This window comes from Mesorhizobium sp. B4-1-4, from assembly GCF_006439395.2.
Taxonomy (GTDB): Bacteria; Pseudomonadota; Alphaproteobacteria; order Rhizobiales; family Rhizobiaceae; genus Mesorhizobium.
Genome location: NZ_CP083950.1, coordinates 5,995,713 through 6,012,532 on the forward strand (window position 1 = coordinate 5,995,713; position 16,820 = coordinate 6,012,532).

Genomic DNA, 16,820 nt, shown 5'->3' on the forward strand with positions numbered 1-16,820 from the left:
GTCCATATCAGGTGATTGCTCAGCAGCTTGGAGGAAGAGGCGTTCGCGGTCAGAAACAGTCCTCAGTTGTCACGAGCGAGGTTTGAAGTGCCATGCTATTAATCCCGCCTAAGTGCCATCCTGCAGACTGGTTGCGCAAGCCGTACGCAATTTTCAAGCGTGGAAAAGCGGCCGGAGCCTGTTTGGCGGCTTTCCATTGATGACGGGTGACCTCCCGAAGTCGGTCGGGTCAGGCAGGGGCGTTATCGACAGCGGCGATTTTACGGCCTCAGCGGCTTAAAGCTGCCTGTCTGCAGACGGCCCCATTCCAGGCATTCGTGATGATGGCTACGGAGGCCATGGCCAGTCGGTGGTGTCTTGGCCAAAGGGGAGTCGCGGCAGGTTAGGAGGCTCCCGGGCTTGGAGTAGTCGGGCGCATCAGATTTGTCCTGCGAATAGGGCCAGATTGCCTCGGCGATGGTTTGGTGGACCAAGCGTCTTTCGATTCAACGGTCATGAGACAATGCAGGCAAAGCACGGTTGAGAAATAGCGCTGAGACGGGCCGGGCTAGCGCTCCTGATGTGTAGTTAAGTGCAACAAAACCACCACGGAGCGCAGGTTATTTAGCCTTGGAAAATGCGGGTCGAACACGGATCAATGTCAGCAACATCGCCGCCTCCTAGATCAATCTGGCCAACGCTGGGTCAGAGAGCGCGCAGTCGGGACACAGCCCTCGCACCCTTGTCATGACGTGATTGGTGGAAACTACTGAACGCCGGCGATACTCCTTCAACGTAAGGAGGACCGAGGTTTGCAGCCCCATTGGCTCGCGAGTCGACCGCTTAGTCTTCTTAGGTTCGTAGGCACTCGCTTTAGCGTCTGCTGAAAGTAAATGGAAACTTAACATCCTCTATCCAGCTCCCGGTATCGTGGTGAGAGCACTTATTACACCGAACAACCGTTATCGAATTTGATCGAGCACAAGGAATTGTGATTATTTCCTATTTGTTCATTTCCGCTAGTTCTGGATCTTTCGCTCGAACTTAACGATACTACTTCACTAGACCCAAGCGCAGTCGACATAAGTAATGTTTTCGACATGCACGTGACGTAGCCGCTGCAGATAATTACCCGCTTCCGCCTCGTGAATGTTCTCAGAAACTGTGGTCGGCGCCGCGTATCGCGGTGACGAAAAAACTTCGGTCAGCAATCGACCATCCATGGACCTCGGACGGTCAATACCGAGCAATTCCAGAAGAGTCGGTGCGACGTCGCAAATGCCCGATGGGATGCTTGATTGCGCATCGGTTTTGAAGGCTGCACCGGCTAAGATGCAAACAGCCTCCATCTCCCTTGGATGAAGCCCACCATGAACACCAAGGCCTATCGGTGCATCACTGCTCCAGGTGCGGCCAACAAGCCCAAAGGCATCGATCTCGTCGTCGGCCCTATATGAAAACAGGATGTCGGCCGCACGCGGATGTTCAAGGTTCACCATGCTTCGCGCAAAGCTCCCGCTGGCGATGCCTTCGACTTCATTTCGAGCGGCGGTGAAGATAGGGCCACACCAGGGCGCTTTGATGATGGCTCCAACTGCCCGTCGGATGTTCTGTTCTGATGGATCCATCAGATAAACCGCCCCAACTTGACCCGGAACGACCAGCGCATCGATGGCCGGCGCTGGGGCCCAGCCACTGTGAAATCCGGCATCCGCGAGCACTTCATGAATGTTTGCCCGCTGGTGGACGCTTATGTGGCCATGATCGGAAACGGCGATGAGATGGACCCCCTTCGCCTTTCCTTCGCTCTCGAACCAGTCCAGGACGCGTCCGAACTCCCGATCGGTCCATGCGAGCGCCTCAAGTGTCCTTTGCTCGGCGGTGCCACAATAATGAGATGAAATATCCGGCTCACCAAACGAAAGGATTGTTACGTCAGGCCCCATCTTCTGTGTTGCAAGTTCCAGAAACGTCGAGGTCAGAAATGTCTGAGTTTGTAAGTCCGGTGTACCCTGTGGCGGCACAGGCGGGAGCGGGCCGAAACGGCTTTCGAGACTTGCTAGAAGAGCTTGTGACGTTGCGACCGAGGCGAAATGACCGTTAATCGTCAAGTGATTAAGAGCGCGCGCCTTATGATTGAAGAGTCGGGTCGTGCCTGCGGAATTCGAAGCCAAGACCGCAAGTTTGCGGTCATGCACCGCCAGTATTTCGCCGAGAGAAATCGCGCCGATCAGTTTGCCGCCGCTGCTTCGGTCCAGGGCTTCAATGAGTTTGTCATTAGAAGTGTCGGCATAGAACGGGGGTTCGCTACTACGGTCAAGATAAGCATTCCCCACCATGCCGTGGCGTCCGGGCCATGCTCCAGTCACCAAGCTGGGCATGGCGGACCGCGTCTCACTTGGATAGATCGTTCTATGTCGCTCAAGCGTGACGCCCTGGCGCTGCAGCCTGACGAGATTTGGTGTGGTTTGAGGGTTGATCAGATCGGTCCGCAGACCGTCAAAGCTCACCAGGACGACGCGAGCCGCATTTACTGAATTCATGTAAAGGTCTCACGAAATTGTTTTGTCGAGACGATCGCGTAGCCAATCGCCGACGAGTGAAATTGAAAGTGTCGTCAGGGAAATGACCACCGCCGGTGACACAAGGATCCAGGGCGCTCGGGTGAGGTAATCCCTTCCATAGCCAACCATGTTACCCAAGGACGTGAGCGGGGGTTGGACACCGAGCCCGAGAAAGCTCAATCCGCTTTCAAGCAAGATGATATCGGGAAAAGCGATGGTGATCGTCACCATCAAAGTCGAGGCGATGTTTGGCAGAATGTGGCGCAGGTATAGGCGCCAGGGGCCAGCGCCGAGCTGGCGCGCTGCTGTCACATACCCTTGGGCGTTCGCGGTAATCGTGAGGGCCCGTGTGATGCGAGCATAGCGCTCCCACCCGTGCAGGCCCAGCAGAGCGATGAAGAGCGGCAATGAATTGCCGAAAAACGCCAGCACTGCCAATGCGAGGATGAGAAATGGCATGCTCGCCTGAAAGTCAACGCACGCAAGAATGGCCTGTTCGATGAAACCGCGAAAATGTGCGGCCAGAAACCCCAGGGTCGTCCCCAGGACAGCTCCGATCAGCGTCGCGCCGAAAGCCACAAGCAAACTCATGCGAATCGAGCTTAGCAGACGAGCAAGCACGTCTCGCCCGAGCTCATCAGTTCCCAAGATGTGCCCGTAAGCGCCACCAAGCACCTCGGGCGGTGCTAACCGGTGACGTAAGTCGAGCTGTGTAAAGTCATGAGGGGAGAGGGCGGTGGCGAATATGCCCACAATCAGAGTGAAGCAGAGCCACAACAGTGCGAGTTTGACGGCCATCGGAACCGGCGATCGCGCGCTGCGCGCCTTTGGCCTTGGGACAGTTTCGGTTGCTGCAGTATGGCTCACTCAAGCACTTCCACGTCGGCGCGTGCCGCCGCGAAGCCGCGGATCCAGCAATCCGTAAAGGAGATCGACGACAACATTGGTGATGATCATCGCGGACGCGACGAAGAGCAGAATACACTGCACGACGGCGAGATCGCGGCTCATGACGGAGACCACAAGCAAGCTCCCAAGCCCAGGCCACGAAAACACGCTTTCAACCAAAACGGCACCAGCAATAAGATTTCCGATCATGAAACCAACGATGGTCACGATGGGAATGGCTGCATTGGGCAAGGCATGCGAGCTGATTACACGGTGCCACGGCACGCCTTTCGCACTGCCGGTGCGGATGTAAGCTTCGCCGAGAACTTCTAACATGGCGCTGCGCGTAAATCGCGAGATCACTGCTGCCCCGCCCACGCCAAGCGTCACCACGGGCAAAACCAGGTGCTGAATGCCGCCACCACCGCCTGAGGGCAGCCAGGAGAGTTCAACGGCGAAGATGAGCACCAAGAGGAGACCGAGCACAAAGGATGGCACTGTAAACCCAGCAATCGCACTCGCCATGACGGCTCGATCGACAAAACTGTCGCGCTTGAGCGCGGCCAGTATGCCAGCGGGAATGCCGAGTAGAATATTAAGCAAAAGTGCCGGTACCGTAAGGAGCAGCGTTATTGGGATACGCTCAGCTACCACCACGACCGCTGCACGTCCGTCGCGCATTGATTGACCGAGATCACCATGCAGAATCGCCAGTAGATAGCGCAGATATTGTACCCACAGTGATTGATCGAGGCCCCAGCTCTTCCGAAAGGCTTCCACAGCCGCAGGTGGCGTCTCCGGTGATAGCAGGGCAAGGGCTGGATCGCCTGATGCCCGCAGAACAACAAAGGCGAACGTGACCATGATGACGATCGTGAGGAGCGCCCGAATTAAGCGCGTTACGATGAACCCGAGCATCACAGCGCCTCTGTTTCCGTTTCGACAAAGTGACAGGAGACGCTCCGCGTGGCCGAGAGCTTTCGTAAAGCCGGGGCATGCTCGGCGCAAAGAGAACGGGCAATCGGGCAACGAGGATGGAAGGCACATCCATTCGGACGCGCTGCGGGATTTGGTGGGTCTCCCTGCAAGATTATTCTTTTGGAGCCTCCTCGTCCGGGCTGCGGAACAGCGGAGACAAGCGCTCGCGAATAGGGGTGCAGCGGGTCGTGCAGAACGTCGTCCGATAAGCCTTCCTCAACAATCTCCCCGAGATACATCACGGCGATGCGGTGACTTACCTGGCGAACCACACGCAGGTCGTGACTGATCAATATCATCGACAGACTGCGCTTCTGCTGCATTTCACCGAACAGGTTTATGACCTGGGCCTGTATGGACACATCCAGTGCTGAAACCGGTTCATCAAGAACGATCAGCTGCGGATCGCACGCAAGCGCGCGGGCAAGAACCGCACGCTGTCGCTGCCCACCAGACAATTCATGAGGATAACGGTCGGCGTGGTCGACACGCAGGCCCACATCAGCAAGAAGGGCTTTGATGCGATGGCGACGCTCTGCCCTCGTTCCGATGCCGTGAATGTCAAGCGGTTCGCCCACTTGCGCACCGATTGTCCATCGACGGTCCAGAGCCGCGAGCGGATCCTGAAACACCATCTGGATCCGGGTTCTCATCCGCCTCCACGCCAGATGGGAAGCGTCGGGAAGCGGTTCTTCTTCGAAGAATATTGTTCCTGCATCCGCCGGTTCAAGGCCAACGAGAAGCCGGCCGGTGGTCGACTTTCCACACCCCGATTCACCTACCAGGCCCAAGGTTTCGCCACGCTCGAGGCTCAGGGAAACCCCGTTCACGGCAGTCACAAATCGCGGCTTTCCGAACAGGCTGCGCTGGGAGACGTAGCGGCGTACAAGCCCTTTCGCTTGGATGATCGGAGCACCGCTCATGCAGGCGCGGCCTCGGCCCGACGGGCGCCCTGGGTGGGCGTATTCAAGCAGGCAGACTTACGGCGTGTATTGTTGCTGATGGCTGCAAGCCTGACCTGCGTCGTCGTGCAAATCTGCGAGCTTTCGCTGCACCGCGGCGCGAAGGCGCAGCCAAAGGGCAATTCACTGGGATGTGGAACAATGCCCGGAATGGTGGAAAGGGGGCGTCGCGGTCCATCGATGCGCGGAAGGGCAGCGAGAAGACCTCTTGTATATGGGTGCGATGGACGGGAGAAGAGCTCATCAACCGGGGCCTCCTCGACAACGCGCCCAGCATATAGCACGAGCGCGCGATCGCAGACTTCAGCGACAATCCCTAGATCATGCGAGATCAGCACGAGCGCCATCCCGTTATCCCGGCGGACCTGCTGCAACAAGTCCAGGATCTGAGCCTGGATCGTGACGTCGAGCGCGGTCGTCGGTTCGTCCGCGATCAGGACATCGGGCTGGCCTGCAAGCGCCATTGCGATCATCACACGTTGATTCTGCCCACCGGAAAGTTCGTGCGGGTAGACGGCAAGTCGATGCCGAGCATCAGGTATGCCGACCTGATCGAATAGTCGCAGAACTTCGTGATTAGCCGCGGCTGCGTCCATCCCACGATGTAGCTTGACTGCTTCCAACACTTGGTCGCCGACCTTGTGCACCGGATTGAGCGCGCTTGCCGGATCCTGAAAGATCATCGCTATACGCCTGCCGCGGACTCCTTCAAGTTCCCCTACGGGAGCGTGAAGCAGCTCCTTTCCACCGAGGCGGACACTGCCGCGAACGACGACGTTCTTCGGCAGAAGGCCGAGGGCGGCAAGCCATGTCACAGATTTGCCGCATCCGCTTTCGCCAACCATGCCCACCGCCTCGCCGCGGCTAACGGTCAGATCGATCCCATGCAAGACGGGGCTCGTGTCGAATACAACCTGGAGGCCTGCTACCTCGACAATCGGCTGCGTGGCGGGCCCGAGCGCCGCAAAGCTCATCGCAGCGCCTTTTGGTTATCGAAATCGCGGGCCTTGGCGCCCGGGGGGAGTAAAACGACGACACCATATCCTTCCAACAGGGAGACCATATCCTCGGTTGGCTCCTGGTCAGTAGCCAACACATCTACTTTGTCGAAAGGCTGCACAATGTGAGCATCCACACGACCGAACTTGGACGCGTCGGCAACGAAGGCCAGCCGCTGGCAACGCTCGGCCAAAGTGGCAGAGAGCGCGCCATGCCATTCCGTTGGACCCAAAAAACCGTGTCTCGGATCAATAGCGCTCGCGCCGCATGCACCGAGATCGAACACGCGCTTTTCAAGGGCACGTATTGTGTCGGTTCCGATCAATGTATGTGTCATCGGATTCACCACTCCACCGAGAAGCGTAACCACAAATCGGCCAGACGCCGATAACGTGGTCGCGATGTCGATCATATTGGTTGTCACCGTCATTGCGGGGCCCCGACGGGCGAGCTCGTCGGCAAGCAGAGACATGGTCGAACTGCCGCCGAGGAAGACGTTCATGCCTTCTTCGAAAAGCGGCAGAGCGGCAGTTGCCGCGAGCGCTTTTGCATCGCGATCAACGGACAACCGTTCGGTGACGGGCTTTCGCGCGGTCAAGTCAACGGCCCCCGCTGGAGCCGCCCCTCCATGTATGCGTTTGAGCATGCCCGCATCTTCCAGAGCGCGGATGTCACGGCGAATGGTTTCCTGCGAGACGCCGAACCGGCTCGCAAGTTCGCCCACAGCGAGAATCTCGCCACGAGCAATCATTGCCAGAATGCTTTTGTGGCGAGCAGCTCCGAGCCTGGAAGCACCTCGTTCGGCCAGTGAAGTTATGCGGTCGTCCTGCATCCGCCTCAGGTCCTCATCAGCCCGGGATTGGATGGGCCGAAATTGAGATCGAGAGTCTGACCCGGCAGCCAGTGCAAGTCCCTTCGCTTGCCGTAATATTGGCCGGATACGTGTAAGATGATGCTAGGGGGGTCAACTTCATTGATGATTTCGAGCATGCGGCGAATGATCGGTCGGCGCTTTTCAGGCTCGACCGTCCCCTGCAGCTTCGACCCCAAGGCAAAATATTCTTCGTTTTCCCAAATTCCGACGAGATGAGCCCACGCACCGTTCGGCCCATACTCACGCCAGGGGTGGCCAAGGTGATCGAGGAACAGAGCTGTGTTGGAGGTGTCGAAGATCGCGTGTACCGGCTTCTGCTTGAGCTGTCCGGAGTTCTCCATCATTTGGATCCTCACATTCAAGCCGACGTCACGCCACATCTCGATCATCGCCTGGGCGCCGGAGACCTGGTTCGGGTAGTAATTGTTGAGGAGCCGGTAAGTGATCTCCTCACCGTTATAACCCGCTTCGGCCAGCAGCGACTTCGCCTTCTCCGGATCGTACGCGAGCGTCGGAAAGTCTTCGATGTACCCTGAGCCGTAGGTCGGTAATTGGTAGCCGTTCGGAATGGGAAGCATGTTGTTCCACAGGCTTTCGATCAGCAACTTGCGATCAATCGCCAGGCTCATTGCTCTGCGGACGCGCGGATCCTTGAGGACAGGGTCGGTCCTGTCGAAGACAAGGCTGCGGATGTTTTGCACAGGCCCGCCTGCCACCTCCAGTTCACCGCGATTGCTGATTTGTGCAAATTGATCGGGGGGAATGTCCGTTACAAGATCGAGTTCGCCAGCCAGAAGTCCGTTCACGCGTGCCGCGAGCTCGGGGATGATGCGGTATTCGATGCCGTCGAAACCAGGGCGGCCGCCCCAGTAGCCGTCATACGAAGCCAGGACGACATTTACATCCAGCTTCTGGCTAACGAAACGATAGGGGCCGGTCCCGACCGGAGCTACGGTCCACTTTTCCCACGAGCCCGCCGCAGTGAAGGCGTCTTTTGAGACGATCTCCGATCCCCATGAGGCCAATCGCTGCTCAAGGAGAGCATCGGGGCCTTTGGTGCGAATGAGAACTGTGTGCGGGTCCACAATCTCCACATGGTCAAGCCCGTCAAGGAAGGCCAGGGCCTCGGTGGCGCCCGACCCGCCCGGTCCCAGAAGGTGAGCTCGGCCTAGGCTGAAAGCGACATCCTCGCCGGTCAGCGGGCTACCATCGTGAAAGGTCACCCCTTTGCGGAGGAAAACGCGAAGCGACTGCGCGTCGATCCGCTCCCAGCGCTCAGCGAGGCCAGGTTTCAGAGCCATGCTTGCATCCTGCTCGCGCGCGATCAATGTCTCGAAAACCTGAGGCATGATCCGCCGGATTGCGGTGTCGGTTGCGATCACCGGATCCAACGTCCGCGGATAGCCTGACATTCCGACACGCAACGTCTTGCGAGTTGTGTTCGCCGCTTGCCCGACACTCGGAATAAATGCTGTCGATACGGCAGCGGCTACAGCGCCTGCCAGAACGTCTCGCCTTGTAAGTTCGAACTTGGTCATGGGGGAACTCCGCTGAAGTTGGCAATTCAGTGGCATCCCCAGATGACAGTCACATGACAGAATTTATGTGTTTATGTGAATTATTGCCCGTTAATGTGAAAATGTGTGTATCTCAGCTCTTGCGGCAGAACGTCTATGCAACAGAAAATGCAGATCTGATGGAGCAGGCTTGGAATGGTTATAAGACGGCCCAACTGCCGGCCCAGCTTGCAGAGGCGGATGGCTTCAATGATGGGTTTGAAGGTGAGGCGGCGGCAAGGATTTGGCGCGGCTATTGCGATGCGGCTCCATGCCGGACGGCGACATCAGTTTCCTTAAGAGCAAACGGGATCCGACAAGGCGACCTGCTCCCTTTCGCGGCAGCCGTGAACCGTAGCGAATTCATCCGACATTAAGAAATCCGATCTGGAGCCACTGCTGTTGAAGGTGACGATTTTGATCGTAACGCACGAGATGCGTTTCGCACGCGATGTATCCGACCGGATCGTTGTCTTCGATTGGGGCGCGACCATTGAGCAGGGAGTCCTGATCGCATTTCTATCGATCCTCAAAACGAGCGGACCCGATCGTTCCCGCAATCCGCCTGAAGCATTGAGATCGACCGGAGCGGCAATGCTCGATATGGCAATGCTGCCAGAGCAGCGGAGGGCATCGATACATCCGGACGATGTCGATGCAATTCAGCAAATCGGAGTGCACGCTTCGGTGAGAAAGACTTGCGGGACTTGCCGGTTTGCCCCCTCAGATTGCCAATCTGCCGAAGACGCTACGTCGCGTGTTGCCGAATTTAGCGTGCGCGTCTCAATCCCGCCCGCTGAGAACGAACGCGCCCATCGAATGCCATCCCTGGGAGCCGTTGCCGAGGATCCCACGTCAATTCAGCTCTTCGGCAAATGCGTCTCGCAACCAATTTAGGAAGTTGACCGTTGCCTTCGATGTTTTGCGCGCGGGATTGACCAATGCGACAAAGCCATCTTCAATTTTCAAAAACGGCGACCGCTCGACGAGCTTTCCGCTTCGAAGTTCATTGACGGCAAATCGGCGTTCGGTGAGCGCAACCCCCAGTCCTGCAGCCGCGGCGCCGAGGCACAGATGCATGTGGGGAAACCGGATCTCAGAGCCGGTGATCACCTCGTTGCCGGTGACGGTCTGCCAGCTCAGCCATTCCTTGTCCATGCGGTCGTGCGAAATCCGGGTCGCAAAACTGAACCGGTTGCCTTCGGTCTGGAGCGGGTAGTCGGGGGCGGAAACGAGGCCGAACGACACCGGCCCAAGCGGTACTGCCTTTCGGTCGACGGTCGGTCGCGACAGCCGGTCCCAGCTCAGAGACAGATCGATGGCGTCACGACTGTGACGGCTCGCGCTGTCGTAGGAGCTTGACCCCATCGAGAGCTGAACCCGGCAATTAGGGTGGTGCCGGTAAAACTCGGCGAGACGTGGCACGAGCCAGACCATAGCGAAGGTCGCGCTGCAGGTGATGTGCACGTGCATCTCGTCACGGCTTGCTTTCAGTTCCCCGTATCTTTCCTCGAGAAGATCGAACGCTTGGCTCACCGTCGCAAACAGTGCTTCTCCAGGACCATTTAGGCGAATGCCTGTCCCGACTTTTTCGAACAGCGAAAAGCCGAGTTGCTCCTGGAGGAGCTGAAGCTGTTTGGAGATCGCGCCATGAGTTCGACCGAGTTCTTCGGCCGCGCGTTTGACCGATCCCAGGCGCGCCGTGGCTTCAAACGGGCGGAGATAGGAAAGGGGCGGCAGACTGCGTGGCATCGGTTTCTCATCGGTGAGTAATTCTCACGGATTAGGTGAGCATTACGCCATTTTCTGCTGCCCGCGGGCACGCTAAAAATCCATGTATTGGTATCGGACAGGAAATAGCGGCGCAACGGATGGCGCAAAACTATGTGAGTTTTTGGCGAACGAGAGACTGACAAGTGAGAGGGAATCTCTCGGGGTGCTAGCCGATCTAGCGGGCTCCGAGGTGACTTCTGGATGTTGGGCATGGAGCGGCACCATGGGAGTGGCTCGGCCGATCAATCACCACGCACGTAGCGGTGGGATTGGTCGCTCGGAACCCTCACGGATCGCATCGAAAGCTTTCAGTGCGACGATATTGAAGGCTTTGCGCCCGCTGGCCCAAGCCGGCTGACCGCGCCCGAGAACCTTCGGCTTTAGACGGCCGCTTACCTCAATTCACTCGCCCGGCTTGCACCTGCGCGGCTGCGACCACATGACGAAAGAAGGACATTCATGGACTACGGGAGATCAGACGACGCAGTCGTCGCAAACTACAGTCACGGTGAAGCACTCCGGATACTCGCCGCCAGCCGTCCGGCGTCGATCCGGGCCGTCGCCGAACGAATCCTCGACGATCTCGGCGAGGTCGTGGTCATCACCAATCGGACCGGCCTTGCGATGCTTCCCTATCAGGACACGGTCAAAGGAACGGCGTTTCATCTTGGAGAAGTGCTGGTCGCCGAAGCCCATATCGCTGTGCCGGGCCGCGGGGTCGAAGGCTACGGCGCGGTCGTCGGCCGCGACCTCGAGCAGGCCATGGCCATTGCCGTCATCGACGCGGCGATGGCTGCCCACCACGACACCGCCTCGATCGCCGAACTGCTGGATGCGGAACACGCCTATCAGCGAGAGGCCGACCGACAACGGCTGAGGAAGGTCGAGGCAACACGCGTGCAGATGGAGACCTTCTGATGACACTCGCCCTTGTTCCTACGGTCGACGACAGCCGCACCAATGCTGCCTTCGAGGAGATGATGTGGGCGCTCTCGCGGCCCGGGTTCGTGCGCACGCTGCCCAGCGGTGGGTGGGCAGTGATGGCCGAAAGCCTGCTCGATCGAGAATGCTCGTTTCATGTGATGAACGATCCGGATTTCGCACAGTCCTTGGCCCGCAGCGGTGCCCGCGCCGTCTCCATAGATGCGGCCGACTACGTTTTCACAACGATCGAGACCGAGAACAAGGTTGCTGCTCTGTCGTCCTTGCGTATTGGCACACTTGCCTATCCGGACGAGGCTGCCACCCTGATTGCGCTGGTGCGCTTCGGCTTTGGCCAAGGACTGCGCCTGACCGGTCCTGGCATCAAGGACAGCGTGACGATCGCGCTCGATGGCGTCGATCCGTCTTTCTGGCGCATGCGCGCGAAGGCAATCCGCTACCCTCTTGGCTTTGACGTCTATCTTGTCGACGGCGACGACGTCATCGGCCTTCCCCGTTCGACAAGAATCGAGGTGCTCTGATGGCCTATGTTGCAACCCGTGGCGGCGAACACGCCATCGAACAGGCGGAGCGTCTGTTCCGCAGCGATCTCGGCACAATCAGCAAGGATCGGGTCGAAGGCATTCGCAGCAGCCTGCCTTATCTGGTCGATCGTCTGATGGGCGAAGCCTCGCTCTATGAACCCGATCTTGCCGCACTGGCACTAGCCCAGGCCGGCGGAGATCTTTACGAAGCAGTCCTGCTTCTCAGGGCCTACCGGACGACGCAGCCGCGCATTGCCATCGCCGAGCCGGTGAAACAACCGGACCTGTTTACGGTCCGCCGTATCTCGGCGGCCTTCAAGGATATTCCGGGGGGTCAGATTCTGGGACCGACCCTAGACTATTCGCACCGCCTCTTACAGGTCGGCGTCCTGACCGGCGAGGACTACACGCCCGAGCCTGTGATCCCGGCGGCAAAGCCGGCTCCCGCCACGCAGCCGTCCCTGACGGACTGGCAGAAGGCGCAAGGGCTGATCGCTGAACATCCGGTCGAGACGATCGCGCCGGAAGAGATCCCCGATCTAACCCGCGAGCCATTGCTGTTTCCGGTGCCGCGCGCTCACAAGCTGCAGAGCCTGGCGCGCGCCGACACGGGCGGAACGCTGGCGCTCGGCTATGCGACGACACGCGGTTACGGCGACATCCACCCGACAGTCAATGAAGTCCGTCTTGCCGAAGCCCCGGTCCTGTTGCGCCACCCGCGCGGCACGGTCTTCAGCGCGGGCCGTGTGCGGGTCAGTCAGGCAGAGATCATTTCCAAGTCGAAGAACCTCGAGCTCGGATTTTCGGCCACCTTCGGTTGGAACGAGGTCAAGGTGATCTCGGCGGCCATCCTGGATCGGGCCACAAGCCAGCCAAATCCGCATGCGGCTTCGACTGAGGAGTTCGTGCTTTATCACACCGAGCCGGTCGAAAGCTCCGGCTTCTGTATCCACTTCAAGCTTCCCCACTACGTCACGTTCCAGTCGACCCTCGATGCGTATCGGCGCGTCAAAGCCGATGGAGAGGCTAGCGGCTCAAAGCCGGTGATCAAGGAACCAGCCAAAAAGGAAGAGGTCGCGCTGTGACACTCAATGAACTGACCAAGCCCTGGGCGGCCTTCAACTACGGCTTCCTCGACGAATCCGCCAAGCGTGAGCTGCGTCGCAAGATGCTGAAGGCAATCGCCATCCCAGGCTACCAGGTGCCTTATGCCAGTCGCGAGGTGCCGATGGCGCGCGGCTGGGGAACCGGCGGCCTGCAGGTAACGCTGACGCTCCTAAAGCCGACCTCTGTCGTCAAGGTCATCGACCAGGGGGCGGACGATTCTGTCAATGCCTGCAGCATCCGCAAGTTCTTCGGCCGCGTGGGCGGAGCGGTCGAGACAGAAGACACCGGTAAGGCGTCGATCATCCAGTCGCGCCACCGCATCCCTGAGGAGAAGCTGCGTGAGAACCAGGTGCTCGTCCTGCAGGTGCCTGATCCGGAACCTCTGCGGGCCGTCCAATCGGACATGTCGGTAGCCCGCGACATGCATGGCGACGCCGACTACGGTCAGATGTGGCTCGTGCTTTACGAACAGCTGGTCAAATCCGGGCGCATCATGCAGGGGGCGAGTTACCCGAGCCTTGTCAATGGCCGCTATGTGATATCGCCGTCCCCCATCCCGCGCTGGGACGTCAAGAAGCTTAATCAAGCCGATCACCTGACCATTCTGTCGGCCGGTCGCGAGAAGCGCCTCTACGCCGTTCCTCCGTACACAAAGGTCGAGCCGCTGGTGTTCGACGACGTGCCCTACCGGGTCGAGGATCATCAGGACAAGACCTGCTATCGCAGCCAGGTCACCGGCTTCTTCATGAACGAGCTACCGCAGGACGACGGTTCCTCCGCTTACGAACTCTCCGACAGCCACTTCGGAATCAAGCACATCCGCAAGGCGGGAGGTGAGCCGGTGGTCATCGGCGAGACCTGGTACAGACAAGGAAGGATGGATTGATGGCGGGCCTGAACATACCAAACGCGGCGGGCCTGACACTCCAGCCGCCGCGTCTGATGCTGACCGAGCCGATGCTAACCATGCGAGGCATCACCAAGAACTTCGGCGAAGTCAGGGCGCTCGGCGGCGTCGACATCACCGTCTATCCCGGCGAGGTGTTGGGCATCGTCGGCGAATCCGGCTCGGGCAAGTCGACGCTGCTTCGGATGATGAACTTGGAGGAGACTCCGGACACCGGCTCCTATCATCTAGCGCTGCCGGGCCAAGAAGACCGCGATCTGTTCAGTCTTGATCGCTTCGAGCGGCGCATGCTGAGAGCGCATCATATCGGCATCGTCTACCAGAATCCGCATCTCGGCCTTTTGATGAACCATACCAGCAGCGGCAATGTCGCCGAACGCCTGCTGATTGCCGGCAAGCGCAACTTCGCCGAATTGCGTGATCGGGCGCGTGAATCTCTCGATGCGTCGGAGTTTCCAATCGAACGCATGGACGCGACGCCGCATGAATTGTCCGGCGGCATGCAGCAGCGCGTGCAGCTCGCCAAGGCCATCGCACTGGAACCCGCCGTGCTCCTGCTCGATGAGCCGACCACCGGCCTTGATGTCAGCGTCCAGGCGCTGGTGCTCGACACGCTGAAGCGCCTGCAGCGAGACCGGGCGATCACCATGGTCCTGGTCTCGCACGACCTCGGCGTCATCCGCACGATGGCCGATCGCGTGATGGTCATGCGGAGAGGGATCGTCGTCGAACAGGGCCTTGCCGACCAGATCTTCCAGGATCCGCAGCACGCCTATACCCAGCAGCTCGTGCACGCCAAGCTTTGAGGGACATCGACATGAACATCCAGGTTCCCATCCCAAAAATGCCCCCCGTGCTTCGTGTCGACGGGCTCTCGAAGCAGTTCGAGATGCATCACCTCAAACGCACGCTGTTTGCCTTCGAGAACATCAGCTTCGAACTGGGTGAAGGCGAGTTCATCCTGCTGAAGGGCGAGAACGGCGCCGGCAAGTCGACGCTGCTCAGAACGCTTTACCGCTCGTATTTGCCGCGCGCCGGCCATGTCTTCTACAACACCAAGGAAGGCATCATCGATCTCGCCTCGGCCGCCGACGTCGACATCGCCGTCCTGCGCCGCCGCGAGATCGGCTTCGTCACCCAGTTCCTCAATGCCCGGCCAAGGGTCGCGGCCGAAGAACTTGTCGCGGAACCGTTGCGTCTCGCCGGCACACCGCATCAAGCCGCACTCGTCGAGGCTCGCCGTTGGCTCTCCGCCTTTGGCGTCAAGAAGCAGCTCTGGGCAGCCTATCCCTCGACCTTCTCCGGCGGTGAACAGCAGAAGGTCAATTTGGCCCGTGCTCTAATCCTGCCGCAACGCCTGTTGCTTCTCGACGAGCCGACCGCCTCGCTCGACCGCGACGCCCGCAAGGCGCTGGTCGAACGTCTCGCCGAACTCAAGGCCGCCGGTGTCGCGATGATCGGCGTCTTCCATCACCCCGAAGATGTCGAACACCTGATCGACCGGGAAATCCATCTGAAAGCTATCAAGATCGAGGACGGCGCGGACCATGTGGCTGAATGATTTCGAGATCGTTCTGGAAGATCGTGTCATCGAACGAGGTGCGGTCCGGATCGAGAAAGGGACAATCGCCGAGGTCCGCGAGGCTCCGGTCGACAATGCCGAGATCGATGGCGGCGGCAGGCTGCTGCTGCCCGGCTTCGTGGATATGCATGGTGACATGATCGAGAAGGAGGTCGAGCCGCGCACCAATGTCCGCATGCCCCTCGAACTCGGGATCTACGAGCTCGACAAGAAACTCGCCGCCTGCGGCATCACCACGGCCTATGCCGCGCTCGCCTTCACGCCTGCGACCTACGGGCTGTTGCGCTCGGTCGAGCACACGACCGCGATGATCGAGGCGCTTGCGGCCATGCGGGACGACCTGCTGATTGATCACCGCGTCCATGCCCGGTTCGAAGTGACGTTCCCCTCGGCACTTGCCATCGCCGAAAAACTGATGGGCGCCGGTGCGCTCGGCCTGGTCTCGCTCATGGATCACACGCCTGGACAGGGACAATACCGCGACATCGAAAGGCATGTCGCGCACCTGGCCAAGGATCGCAAGATCGACGAGGCCAAAGCGGCTGAACTGGTAAGACAGCGCATGGCCGACCGCGACGGGCAAGGCGATGCGCTTCACATCATAGCCGGGCTTGCCGACCTGGCACGCCGGCACGGCGTCGCCATTGCCTCGCACGACGACGACAGGGTCGAGAAGGTCGCCTTGCTGCACAGTCTCGGCGCGGTGATCAGCGAGTTTCCGATCACGATCGAGGCGGCCGCCGAGGCGAGACGGCTCGGTCTTGCCACCGCAATGGGGGCACCGAACGCGCTTCGCGGCCTTTCCTATTCCGGAAACCTGTCGGCGCGTGAAGCCTATGACGCGGGCGTGCTCGATATCCTGGCCAGTGATTATCATCCTTCGGCAATCCTGCCGGCCACCATCGCGCTTGCCGATCGCGGCGAGGGCGGGCTTGCCCGTTCGGTTGCGCTTGCAAGCGCCAATCCCGCCAGGGCTCTCGGTTTGAATGACCGTGGCCGGATCGCGCAAGGCCTGCGCGCAGACCTGGTCATTGCCGAACGCGGGCGCATGCCGCGCCTGCGGGCCACGCTTCGCGGCGGTCGCGTGATCTGGTCGGACGGGACCCTCACGCAAAGAGCAAGACCCGTTCTCATCCGCGACCGTCTGAAAGAGGTGGCACTTTGAAACACCTCGAGCCTTCGAAA

17 protein-coding genes are annotated in these 16,820 nt (G+C 59.5%); 9 read left to right on the forward strand and 8 right to left on the reverse strand.

The genetic code is table 11. The annotated features are described in order from the left end of the window. Nucleotides 1–1,040: 1,040 nt before the first annotated feature. The 7 genes from FJW03_RS28695 to FJW03_RS28725 form a co-directional block, all read right to left on the reverse strand. A complete protein-coding gene (locus FJW03_RS28695) occupies nt 1,041–2,522 on the reverse strand; it encodes an alkaline phosphatase family protein (protein WP_140766383.1) in 1,482 nt (493 codons plus the stop codon). Nucleotides 2,523–2,531: 9 nt separating this feature from the next. Then, nucleotides 2,532–3,341: an ABC transporter permease gene (locus FJW03_RS28700; protein WP_140766382.1), complete on the reverse strand. Its 810-nt coding sequence runs from the start codon at nt 3,339–3,341 to the stop codon at nt 2,532–2,534. 69 nt (nt 3,342–3,410) lie between these two features. Then, the gene (locus FJW03_RS28705; RefSeq protein ID WP_181173324.1) at nt 3,411–4,349 is read right to left on the reverse strand and encodes an ABC transporter permease; all 939 of its coding nucleotides are present in this window, start codon (nt 4,347–4,349) and stop codon (nt 3,411–3,413) included. Then, complete coding sequence (locus FJW03_RS28710) at nt 4,349–5,332, reverse strand: ABC transporter ATP-binding protein (protein WP_140766380.1); 984 nt, start codon at nt 5,330–5,332, stop codon at nt 4,349–4,351. Before FJW03_RS28710 ends, FJW03_RS28705 begins: the two co-directional genes overlap by 1 nt. After that, nucleotides 5,329–6,345, reverse strand: coding sequence for an ABC transporter ATP-binding protein (locus tag FJW03_RS28715; RefSeq protein ID WP_140766379.1), 1,017 nt, complete (start codon nt 6,343–6,345; stop codon nt 5,329–5,331). Before FJW03_RS28715 ends, FJW03_RS28710 begins: the two co-directional genes overlap by 4 nt. Next, entirely contained in the window at nt 6,342–7,202 is an 861-nt protein-coding gene (locus tag FJW03_RS28720) for a DeoR/GlpR family DNA-binding transcription regulator (protein ID WP_140766378.1), read from the reverse strand. Before FJW03_RS28720 ends, FJW03_RS28715 begins: the two co-directional genes overlap by 4 nt. Nucleotides 7,203–7,207: 5 nt before the next feature. Beyond that, nucleotides 7,208–8,782 carry an ABC transporter substrate-binding protein gene (locus FJW03_RS28725; protein ID WP_140766377.1) on the reverse strand — a complete coding sequence of 525 codons (1,575 nt, stop codon included), beginning with the start codon at nt 8,780–8,782 and terminating at the stop codon, nt 7,208–7,210. A 53-nt stretch (nt 8,783–8,835) separates the two neighbouring features. Here FJW03_RS28725 and FJW03_RS28730 point away from each other — a divergent pair, with 53 nt between their 5' ends. Beyond that, the gene (locus FJW03_RS28730) at nt 8,836–9,177 is read left to right on the forward strand and encodes a hypothetical protein (RefSeq protein ID WP_140766376.1); all 342 of its coding nucleotides are present in this window, start codon (nt 8,836–8,838) and stop codon (nt 9,175–9,177) included. 25 nt (nt 9,178–9,202) lie between these two features. After that, nucleotides 9,203–9,697, forward strand: a complete 495-nt coding sequence (locus FJW03_RS28735; RefSeq protein WP_140766375.1) for a hypothetical protein — start codon at nt 9,203–9,205, stop codon at nt 9,695–9,697. Here FJW03_RS28735 and FJW03_RS28740 read toward each other — a convergent pair. Then, nucleotides 9,656–10,552, reverse strand: coding sequence for a LysR family transcriptional regulator (locus FJW03_RS28740; protein ID WP_140766374.1), 897 nt, complete (start codon nt 10,550–10,552; stop codon nt 9,656–9,658). The two genes, FJW03_RS28735 and FJW03_RS28740, sit on opposite strands and share 42 nt — an antisense overlap. Before the next feature lie 480 nt (nt 10,553–11,032). On the opposite strand from FJW03_RS28740, the gene phnG reads away from it, so the two are divergent. From phnG to FJW03_RS28775, 7 genes are read left to right on the forward strand one after another with little or no spacing between them, the layout of a single operon-like run. Beyond that, a complete protein-coding gene (gene phnG, locus FJW03_RS28745; RefSeq protein WP_140766373.1) occupies nt 11,033–11,491 on the forward strand; it encodes a phosphonate C-P lyase system protein PhnG in 459 nt (152 codons plus the stop codon). Beyond that, on the forward strand, nt 11,491–12,036 hold the full coding sequence (phnH, locus tag FJW03_RS28750) for a phosphonate C-P lyase system protein PhnH (RefSeq protein WP_140766372.1): 546 nt from the start codon (nt 11,491–11,493) through the stop codon (nt 12,034–12,036). The genes phnG and phnH overlap by 1 nt, the downstream gene beginning before the upstream one ends. After that, nucleotides 12,036–13,124 (forward strand): carbon-phosphorus lyase complex subunit PhnI, encoded by a 1,089-nt coding sequence (locus tag FJW03_RS28755; protein ID WP_140766371.1) that lies wholly within the window; start codon nt 12,036–12,038, stop codon nt 13,122–13,124. Before phnH ends, FJW03_RS28755 begins: the two co-directional genes overlap by 1 nt. Next, on the forward strand, nt 13,121–14,032 hold the full coding sequence (locus FJW03_RS28760) for an alpha-D-ribose 1-methylphosphonate 5-phosphate C-P-lyase PhnJ (RefSeq protein ID WP_140766370.1): 912 nt from the start codon (nt 13,121–13,123) through the stop codon (nt 14,030–14,032). The genes FJW03_RS28755 and FJW03_RS28760 overlap by 4 nt, the downstream gene beginning before the upstream one ends. Then, nucleotides 14,032–14,859: an ATP-binding cassette domain-containing protein gene (locus FJW03_RS28765; RefSeq protein WP_140766369.1), complete on the forward strand. Its 828-nt coding sequence runs from the start codon at nt 14,032–14,034 to the stop codon at nt 14,857–14,859. The genes FJW03_RS28760 and FJW03_RS28765 overlap by 1 nt, the downstream gene beginning before the upstream one ends. An 11-nt stretch (nt 14,860–14,870) precedes the next feature. Beyond that, the gene (locus FJW03_RS28770; RefSeq protein WP_226890491.1) at nt 14,871–15,614 is read left to right on the forward strand and encodes a phosphonate C-P lyase system protein PhnL; all 744 of its coding nucleotides are present in this window, start codon (nt 14,871–14,873) and stop codon (nt 15,612–15,614) included. Next, nucleotides 15,601–16,800, forward strand: a complete 1,200-nt coding sequence (locus FJW03_RS28775) for an alpha-D-ribose 1-methylphosphonate 5-triphosphate diphosphatase (RefSeq protein ID WP_140766368.1) — start codon at nt 15,601–15,603, stop codon at nt 16,798–16,800. The genes FJW03_RS28770 and FJW03_RS28775 overlap by 14 nt, the downstream gene beginning before the upstream one ends. Nucleotides 16,801–16,820 lie beyond the last annotated feature (20 nt).

Excerpts from the sequence above, each read along its gene's own strand:
- FJW03_RS28695 (WP_140766383.1), bottom strand. The coding sequence starts at position 2,522 with ATGAATTCAGTAAATGCGGCTCGCGTCGTCCTGGTGAGCTTTGACGGT.
- FJW03_RS28700 (WP_140766382.1), bottom strand. The coding sequence starts at position 3,341 with ATGGCCGTCAAACTCGCACTGTTGTGGCTCTGCTTCACTCTGATTGTG.
- FJW03_RS28705 (WP_181173324.1), bottom strand. The coding sequence starts at position 4,349 with ATGCTCGGGTTCATCGTAACGCGCTTAATTCGGGCGCTCCTCACGATC.
- FJW03_RS28710 (WP_140766380.1), bottom strand. The coding sequence starts at position 5,332 with ATGAGCGGTGCTCCGATCATCCAAGCGAAAGGGCTTGTACGCCGCTAC.
- FJW03_RS28715 (WP_140766379.1), bottom strand. The coding sequence starts at position 6,345 with ATGAGCTTTGCGGCGCTCGGGCCCGCCACGCAGCCGATTGTCGAGGTA.
- FJW03_RS28720 (WP_140766378.1), bottom strand. The coding sequence starts at position 7,202 with ATGCAGGACGACCGCATAACTTCACTGGCCGAACGAGGTGCTTCCAGG.
- FJW03_RS28725 (WP_140766377.1), bottom strand. The coding sequence starts at position 8,782 with ATGACCAAGTTCGAACTTACAAGGCGAGACGTTCTGGCAGGCGCTGTA.
- FJW03_RS28730 (WP_140766376.1), top strand. The coding sequence starts at position 8,836 with ATGACAGAATTTATGTGTTTATGTGAATTATTGCCCGTTAATGTGAAA.
- FJW03_RS28740 (WP_140766374.1), bottom strand. The coding sequence starts at position 10,552 with ATGCCACGCAGTCTGCCGCCCCTTTCCTATCTCCGCCCGTTTGAAGCC.
- phnG (WP_140766373.1), top strand. The coding sequence starts at position 11,033 with ATGGACTACGGGAGATCAGACGACGCAGTCGTCGCAAACTACAGTCAC.
- phnH (WP_140766372.1), top strand. The coding sequence starts at position 11,491 with ATGACACTCGCCCTTGTTCCTACGGTCGACGACAGCCGCACCAATGCT.
- FJW03_RS28755 (WP_140766371.1), top strand. The coding sequence starts at position 12,036 with ATGGCCTATGTTGCAACCCGTGGCGGCGAACACGCCATCGAACAGGCG.
- FJW03_RS28765 (WP_140766369.1), top strand. The coding sequence starts at position 14,032 with ATGGCGGGCCTGAACATACCAAACGCGGCGGGCCTGACACTCCAGCCG.
- FJW03_RS28770 (WP_226890491.1), top strand. The coding sequence starts at position 14,871 with ATGAACATCCAGGTTCCCATCCCAAAAATGCCCCCCGTGCTTCGTGTC.
- FJW03_RS28775 (WP_140766368.1), top strand. The coding sequence starts at position 15,601 with ATGTGGCTGAATGATTTCGAGATCGTTCTGGAAGATCGTGTCATCGAA.